The following is an 8592-nucleotide window of genomic DNA, read 5'->3' on the forward strand; positions in this document are numbered from 1 at the left end:
CCGGCGGGGTTGCGGCAGCTCCGGTCGCCCGCCGTAGTGGTTCCAGTAGTCGACGAAGGCGTTCTCCAGCTCGACGACCATGTCCCCGGAGAAGCGGGCGTGGGTGTCACGCCACTTGTTCGCGTAGTCCTGGCCGACGTTGTACCCGCCGACGTAGGCGGCCCGCTCGTCGACGACGAGCAGCTTTCGGTGGTTGCGGCCCCAGTGGCTGGGCAGGAAGAAGGCCGCCCCGCCGGTGAAGAGCGGGTGGCGCTTGATGTGGATGCCCTCCGGCAGCGAGCGGTAGAAGGAGTTCGGCACCACGAGGTTGGCGAACTCGTCGAAGACGATGTAGACCTCCACGCCCCGACGGTGCGCAGCGGCGAGGGCGTCCCGGAAGCGCTCGCCGACCGCGTCCGCCTTCCAGATGTAGCTCTCGAAGAAGATCCGTTCCTTCGCCGCGGCGATGTCCTCGAGCATGTCCTCGAAGAGGTGCTCGCCGTAGGTGTAGACCCGCACCTCACCCCCGCTCACGGGGATCGGGTCGCCCGAGCGGTAGGGGAACTCCCGATCGGGCCGGTCCCGACGACGCACCGAGTCGAAGACGAGCAGGCCTGCGGCAGTGGCGACTTGGGTCCCGAGCACCGCCAAGCCCGCCCGGCGGAGCGTCGTGTGGATCGCTTGGCGTCGGCGACGTCTGCGAGAGGGACGAAAGGGCATGACGTCACCCTAGATGGAGTGTCCGAAGGGGGCGCGCCTGCACGACCCGCCGAGGAGTGCCTTGACGTGGGCCACCTCGTCGTCCATCCTCATTGCGTCGATTCATCCGGCTCGCTGGCCCTCGGGAGGGTTCCGGCCGCGACCACCGTCGAACCGCTGGTTCGACCGGGGTGGACAGTCCTGTGCATGTGCGTCTAGACTGTCGCTTTGCGCTGCCCTTCTCCTGTGGCGGCCTGGTCGGATCGCACAACGCTCCTCGGTGCGGAGGTGTGTTTCGGTGCCGGTGCTGGGTTCCCGTCGGGACAGGAGTGGCGCCGCCCGACCCTCAAGGCCCGTGGAAGGATCCATCCTTGGCTGCCTCGCGCACCGCTTCCCCGATGTCCACCGCACTGACGGCCAGTGGCCGTCTGTCCTTCACCAAGATCCGTGAGCCGCTCGAGGTCCCCGACCTCCTCGCGCTGCAGACCGACAGCTTCGACTGGCTCCTCGGCAACGAGAAGTGGCAGGAGCGTGTCGCCGACGCACTCGACTCCGGACGTCGTAACGTGCCGGAGCTCTCCGGCCTGGAGGAGATCTTCGAGGAGATCTCCCCGATCGAGGACTTCTCCGGCTCGATGAGCCTCTCCTTCCGGGAGAGCCGTTTCGAGGAGCCGAAGTACTCCGTCGACGAGTGCATCGAGCGCGACCAGACCTACGCCGCACCCCTCTTCGTCACCGCCGAGTTCATGAACGCCGACACCGGCGAGATCAAGAGCCAGACGGTCTTCATGGGTGACTTCCCGCTCATGACCCCCCGCGGCACCTTCATCATCAACGGCACCGAGCGGGTCGTCGTCAGCCAGCTGGTGCGCAGCCCCGGCGTGTACTTCGAGCGCACCCCGGACAAGACCTCGGACAAGGAGATCTTCTCCGCCAAGGTCATCCCGAGCCGCGGCGCCTGGCTGGAGTTCGAGGTCGACAAGCGCGACACCGTCGGCGTGCGCATCGACCGCAAGCGCAAGCAGCCCGTGACGCTCCTGCTCAAGGCCCTCGGCATGACCTCCGCCGAGATCCTCGAGGAATTCGGTGACTACGAGTCGATGCGGGCCACCCTCGAGAAGGACACCGTCGAGGACCAGGACGCCGCGCTGCTGGACATCTACCGCAAGCTGCGTCCGGGCGAGCCGCCGACCCGTGAGGCCGCGCAGAACCTGCTCGACAACCTCTACTTCAACCCCAAGCGCTACGACCTGGCCAAGGTCGGTCGCTACAAGATGGACCGCAAGCTGGGCCTGGACACCGAGCTCTCGGAGTCCGTCCTCTCCCTCGAGGACGTCGTCGCGACGCTGAAGTACCTCGTCGCGCTGCACGCCGACGAGGCCACCCTCCCGGGCGTGCGCAACGGTGAGGCGGTGCAGGTGCCCGTCGACACCGACGACATCGACCACTTCGGCAACCGCCGCGTCCGCAGCGTCGGCGAGCTGATCCAGAACCAGATCCGCACCGGCCTCTCCCGGATGGAGCGCGTCGTGCGCGAGCGCATGACCACCCAGGACGTCGAGGCGATCACCCCGCAGACCCTGATCAACATCCGCCCCGTGGTGGCCTCGATCAAGGAGTTCTTCGGGACCTCCCAGCTCTCCCAGTTCATGGACCAGAACAACCCGCTCGCGGGCCTGACGCACAAGCGTCGCCTCAACGCGCTCGGCCCGGGTGGTATCTCCCGTGACCGCGCCCAGATGGAGGTCCGTGACGTCCACGTCTCGCACTACGGGCGCATGTGCCCGATCGAGACCCCCGAGGGCCCGAACATCGGTCTCATCGGCTCGCTGGCCAGCTACGGGCGGATCAACGCCTTCGGCTTCATCGAGACCCCCTACCGTCGGGTCGTCGACGGTCGGGTCACCGATGACATCGACTACGTCTCCGCGGACGAGGAGGACCACTACGTCGTCGCCCAGGCGAACGCGCCGCTGAACGACGACGGGACCTTCCGAGAGGAGCGGGTCCTGGCCCGGACCAAGGGCGGCGAGGTCGACCAGATCCCGGCCGAGGACGTCGACTACATGGACGTCTCGCCCCAGCAGATGGTCTCCGCCGCGACCGCGATGATCCCCTTCCTCGAGCACGACGACGCCAACCGCGCCCTCATGGGCGCGAACATGCAGCGTCAGGGCGTGCCGCTGGTCCGCTCCGAGGCCCCGTACGTCGGGACGGGCATGGAGCACCGCGCGGCGCTGGACTCCGGCGACGTCGTCCGGGCCGAGAAGGCCGGCGTCGTCACGGAGGTCTCCGCGGACCTGGTCACCGTCGCCAACGACGAGGGTGGCAGCCAGACCTACAAGATGATGAAGTTCACCCGGTCCAACCAGGGCAACAGCTACAACCAGCGCGTGATGGTCTCCGAGGGGGACCACCTCGAGGCCGGTCAGCTGATCGCCGACGGGCCGGCGACCGACGGCGGGGAGATGGCCCTGGGCCGCAACCTGCTCGTCGCCTTCATGCCGTGGGAGGGCTACAACTACGAGGACGCGATCATCCTCAGCCAGCGGCTGGTCCAGGACGACGTCCTCTCCTCGATCCACATCGAGGAGCACGAGGTCGACGCCCGCGACACCAAGCTCGGCCCGGAGGAGATCACCCGGGACATCCCGAACGTCTCCGAGGACGTCCTCGCCGACCTCGACGAGCGCGGCATCATCCGCATCGGTGCCGAGGTCCGCGACGGCGACCTGCTCGTCGGCAAGGTGACCCCGAAGGGGGAGACCGAGCTGACCCCGGAGGAGCGGCTGCTGCGCGCGATCTTCGGCGAGAAGGCGCGGGAGGTTCGCGACACCTCCATGAAGGTCCCGCACGGCGAGACCGGCACGGTCATCGGCGTCAAGGTCTTCGACAAGGACGAGGGCGACGAGCTGCCCCCGGGCGTGAACCAGCTCGTGCGGGTCTACGTCGCCAACAAGCGCAAGATCACCGACGGTGACAAGCTCGCCGGCCGCCACGGCAACAAGGGCGTCATCTCCAAGATCCTCCCGGTCGAGGACATGCCCTTCCTCGAGGACGGCACCCCGGTCGACGTCGTGCTCAACCCGCTCGGTGTCCCCGGCCGGATGAACATCGGCCAGATCCTCGAGCTGCACCTGGGTTGGGCTGCCAGCCGCGGGTGGAAGATCGAGGGCGACCCCGACTGGGCCGCGATGATCCCGCAGGACGCCCGCGAGGCCCCGGCCGACACCCGCGTGGCCAGCCCGGTCTTCGACGGTGCCGAGGAGGAGGAGATCACCGGTCTGCTCGACTCGACCCTGCCGACGCGTGACGGCCAGCGCCTGATCGACGGCTCCGGCAAGGCCAGCCTCTTCGACGGCCGCACCGGGGACCCCTACCCGGACCCGGTCTCGGTCGGCTACATGTACATCCTCAAGCTGCACCACCTCGTGGACGACAAGATCCACGCGCGCAGCACGGGGCCGTACTCGATGATCACCCAGCAGCCGCTGGGTGGTAAGGCCCAGTTCGGTGGTCAGCGCTTCGGCGAGATGGAGGTCTGGGCCCTGGAGGCCTACGGCGCCTCCTACGCGCTGCAGGAGCTGCTGACGATCAAGTCCGACGACGTGACCGGTCGCGTCAAGGTCTACGAGGCCATCGTCAAGGGCGACAACATCCCGGAGCCGGGCATCCCCGAGTCCTTCAAGGTGCTCATCAAGGAGATGCAGTCCCTCTGCCTGAACGTGGAGGTGCTCAACTCCGAGGGGGGCACGATCGAGATGCGCGACAGCGAGGACGAGGTCTTCCGCGCCGCGGAGGAGCTCGGCATCGACCTGTCCCGTCGCGAGCCCAGCTCGGTCGAGGAGGTCTAGTCGTCGCGGGGTCACCCGCCCCGGCGGGTGACCCCCATCCCCGGCCCCCTCGACACGCCCGCACACCCTCCCTTCGCGGAGGCGACGGGCCACAGAACTTATCGAGTCACCCTCGAGAACGAGAGAAGGAAGCACACCGTGCTGGACGTCAACTTCTTCGACGAGTTGCGCATCGGCCTGGCCACCGCGGACGGGATCCGCAACTGGAGCCACGGCGAGGTCAAGAAGCCCGAAACCATCAACTACCGCACCCTGAAGCCGGAGAAGGAGGGCCTCTTCTGCGAGCGCATCTTCGGCCCCACCCGGGACTGGGAGTGCTCCTGCGGCAAGTACAAGCGCGTCCGCTTCAAGGGCATCATCTGCGAGCGCTGCGGCGTCGAGGTCACCCGCGCCGGCGTGCGGCGTGAGCGGATGGGCCACATCGAGCTCGCCGCGCCCGTGACCCACATCTGGTACTTCAAGGGCGTGCCCAGCCGGTTGGGTTACCTGCTGGACCTGGCCCCGAAGGACCTGGAGAAGGTCATCTACTTCGCGGCCTACATGATCACCAGCGTCGACGAGGACCAGCGGCACACCGACCTGCCCTCCCTCGAGGCCCAGATCGAGGCCGAGAAGAAGGAGCTGGAGAACCGTCGCGACGCCGACGTCGAGACCCGCGCCCAGAAGCTCGAGAAGGACGTCGCCGAGCTCGAGGAGGAGGGCGCGAAGTCCGACGCCAAGCGCAAGGTGCGTGACTCCGCCGAGCGCGAGATGAACCAGATCCGCAAGCGCGCCGACCAGCAGGTCGAGCGGCTGGACCAGGTCTGGGACCGCTTCAAGAACCTCAAGGTCCAGGACCTCGAGGGCGACGAGTCGCTCTACCGCGAGATGCGCACGCGCTTCGGCCTCTACTTCGAGGGCGGCATGGGCGCGGCCGCGATCCAGAAGCGGCTGGAGACCTTCGACCTCGACGCCGAGGCCGAGAAGCTGCGCGAGGTCATCGCGACCGGCAAGGGCCAGAAGAAGACCCGTGCCCTCAAGCGCCTCAAGGTCGTCACCGCCTTCCTGTCCACGGACAACCAGCCCGCGGGCATGGTGCTCGACGCGATCCCGGTGATCCCGCCGGACCTGCGCCCGATGGTCCAGCTCGACGGTGGCCGCTTCGCCACCTCCGACCTGAACGACCTGTACCGCCGCGTCATCAACCGCAACAACCGCCTCAAGCGGCTGCTCGACCTCGGGGCCCCCGAGATCATCGTCAACAACGAGAAGCGGATGCTGCAGGAGGCCGTCGACAACCTCTTCGACAACGGCCGTCGTGGCCGCGCGGTCACCGGCCCGGGCAACCGGCCGCTGAAGTCGCTCTCCGACATGCTCAAGGGCAAGCAGGGGCGCTTCCGCCAGAACCTGCTCGGCAAGCGCGTCGACTACTCCGGTCGTAGCGTCATCGTCGTCGGGCCGCAGCTGCGGCTGCACCAGTGCGGTCTGCCCAAGGCCATGGCCCTGGAGCTCTTCAAGCCCTTCGTGATGAAGCGCCTCGTCGACCTGGACCACGCCCAGAACGTGAAGTCGGCCAAGCGGATGGTCGAGCGGCAGCGTCCGGTCGTGTGGGACGTCCTCGAGGAGGTCATCACCGAGCACCCGGTCATGCTCAACCGTGCGCCCACGCTGCACCGTCTGGGCATCCAGGCCTTCGAGCCGCAGCTGGTCGAGGGCAAGGCCATCCAGATCCACCCGCTCGTGTGCACCGCGTTCAACGCGGACTTCGACGGTGACCAGATGGCGGTCCACCTGCCGCTGGGTGCCGAGGCCCAGGCCGAGGCCCGGATCCTCATGCTCAGCAGCAACAACATCCTCAAGCCGGCAGACGGCCGCCCGGTGACCATGCCGACCCAGGACATGATCATCGGCCTGTTCCACCTCACCTCCGAGGTGTCCTCGCAGGAGGAGGAGCTGCGCTCCTTCGCCACGCCCGCCGAGGCGCGGATGGCGCTGGACGCCGGTGAGATCACGATCGGGACCCCGGTCCGGATCCGCCTCACCGACACCGTCCCGACGGCCGGCGCCGAGCTGCCCGAGGGGGCCGAGCCGGACGAGAACGGTCTGCTCTCCAGTTGGACCACCGAGACCACACTGGGTCGGGTGCTCTTCAACGACGCGCTGCCGGAGGACTACCCCTTCGTCAACGAGCCGGTGGACAAGAAGCGCCTCTCGGGGATCGTCAACGACCTCGCCGAGCGTTACACCAAGGTCCAGGTCGCGGCCTCGCTCGACGCCCTCAAGGAGGCCGGTTACCACTGGGCCACCCGCTCGGGCACGACCGTCGCGGTCTCCGACGTGGTGACCCCGCCGCGCAAGGCGGAGATCCTCGGCAGCTACGAGGAGAAGGCGACCAAGGTCCAGAAGCAGTACGAGCGCGGTCTGATCACCGACGACGAGCGTCGTCAGGAGCAGATCGAGATCTGGACCCAGGCGACCAACGAGGTCGCCACGGAGATGCAGGAGAACTTCCCGAAGGACAACCCGATCTTCCGGATGGTCTCCTCCGGCGCCCGAGGCAACTGGTTCCAGCTGCGTCAGATCGCCGGTATGCGAGGCCTCATGGCCAACCCGCAGGGTGAGATCATCCCGCGACCGATCCGCACGAACTTCCGTGAGGGCCTCTCGGTCGTCGAGTTCTTCATCTCCACGCACGGTGCCCGCAAGGGTCTGGCCGACACCGCCCTGCGGACCGCGGACTCTGGTTACCTGACCCGTCGTCTCGTCGACGTCTCCCAGGACGTCATCGTCCGCGAGGACGACTGCGGGACCGAGCGCGGACTGTCCATGGCGATCGCCCAGCGCGACGACCTCACCGGTACCCGCCGCCTCCACGACGACGTCGAGTTCACCGCGTACGCGCGCACCCTCGCCGCTGACGTGGAGCACGACGGCTCGGTGCTGGCCGAGGCCGGCGCGGACCTCGGTGACGTCGCGATCCAGCGGCTGTACGAGGCCGGTGTCGACGAGGTCAAGGTGCGCTCGGTGCTCACCTGCGAGTCCAAGGTCGGCACCTGCGCCAAGTGCTACGGCCGCAGCCTCGCGACCGGTCAGCTGGTCGACATCGGCGAGGCCGTCGGCATCGTCGCCGCGCAGTCGATCGGTGAGCCCGGCACCCAGCTGACGATGCGCACCTTCCACACCGGTGGTGTGGCCGGTGACGACATCACCCAGGGTCTGCCGCGCGTCGTCGAGCTCTTCGAGGCCCGCACCCCGAAGGGTGTGGCCCCGATCGCCGAGGCCGACGGCCGGGTCAAGGTCGAGGAGACCGACAAGGGTCGGCGCATCGTCCTGACCGCCGACCGCGACGGTGAGGAGCACGCCTACCCGGTGAGCAAGCGGGCCCGCCTGCTCGTCGAGGACGGCCAGTCGGTGCCCGTGGGCGCCCAGCTGGTCCAGGGTGCGATCGACCCGAAGCAGGTCCTGCGCATCCTCGGCCCGCGGCACGCGCAGAAGCACCTCGTGGACGAGGTGCAGAACGTCTACCGCCAGCAGGGTGTCTCGATCCACGACAAGCACATCGAGGTCATCGTCCGGCAGATGCTGCGCCGCATCACCATCCTCGAGTCCGGTGACACCGGCCTGCTTCCCGGCACCCTCGCCGAGCGCGCGAACTTCGAGACGGAGAACCGGCGCGTCGTCTCCGAGGGCGGGCGCCCCGCCGCGGGTCGCCCCGAGCTCATGGGCATCACGAAGGCCTCGCTCGCCACCGACTCCTGGCTCTCGGCCGCCTCCTTCCAGGAGACGACCCGGGTGCTCACCGAGGCCGCGATGGAGGGTCGCTCCGACCCGCTGCTCGGCCTCAAGGAGAACGTCATCCTCGGTAAGCTCATCCCGGCCGGTACGGGCCTGCCCCGCTACCGCAACGTGGACGTCGAGCCCACCGAGGAGGCCAAGGCCGCGATGTACTCGCTGCCGGACTACGACGAGTACGCCTACCCGGTCTTCGGTCCCGGTTCCGGCGAGGCGATCCGCCTCGACGACCTCGACCTGGACGTCTGAGTCGGGCACCCGAAGGGGGCCACGCCGCGAGCTCGCGGCG

3 protein-coding genes are annotated in these 8592 nt (G+C 68.3%); 2 read left to right on the plus strand and 1 reads right to left on the minus strand.

Annotation, left to right across the window (positions count from 1 at the left end):
- The coding region (locus JCO01S_RS14780) for a phospholipase D-like domain-containing protein (protein WP_245634466.1) at positions 1–624 on the minus strand (624 nt) is incomplete at its 3' end.
- A gap of 425 nt (positions 625–1049) precedes the next feature.
- Between JCO01S_RS14780 and rpoB the strand changes: the two genes are divergently transcribed.
- Together rpoB and JCO01S_RS14790 are read left to right on the plus strand one after the other, a co-directional pair.
- A complete protein-coding gene (rpoB, locus tag JCO01S_RS14785; protein WP_068257465.1) occupies positions 1050–4532 on the plus strand; it encodes a DNA-directed RNA polymerase subunit beta in 3483 nt (1160 codons plus the stop codon).
- A 138-nt stretch (positions 4533–4670) separates the two neighbouring features.
- Entirely contained in the window at positions 4671–8552 is a 3882-nt protein-coding gene (locus JCO01S_RS14790; RefSeq protein WP_068257468.1) for a DNA-directed RNA polymerase subunit beta', read from the plus strand.
- The last annotated feature ends 40 nt before the right edge of the window (positions 8553–8592 follow it).

This window comes from Janibacter corallicola NBRC 107790 (genome assembly GCF_001570965.1).
GTDB lineage: Bacteria > Actinomycetota > Actinomycetes > Actinomycetales > Dermatophilaceae > Janibacter > Janibacter corallicola.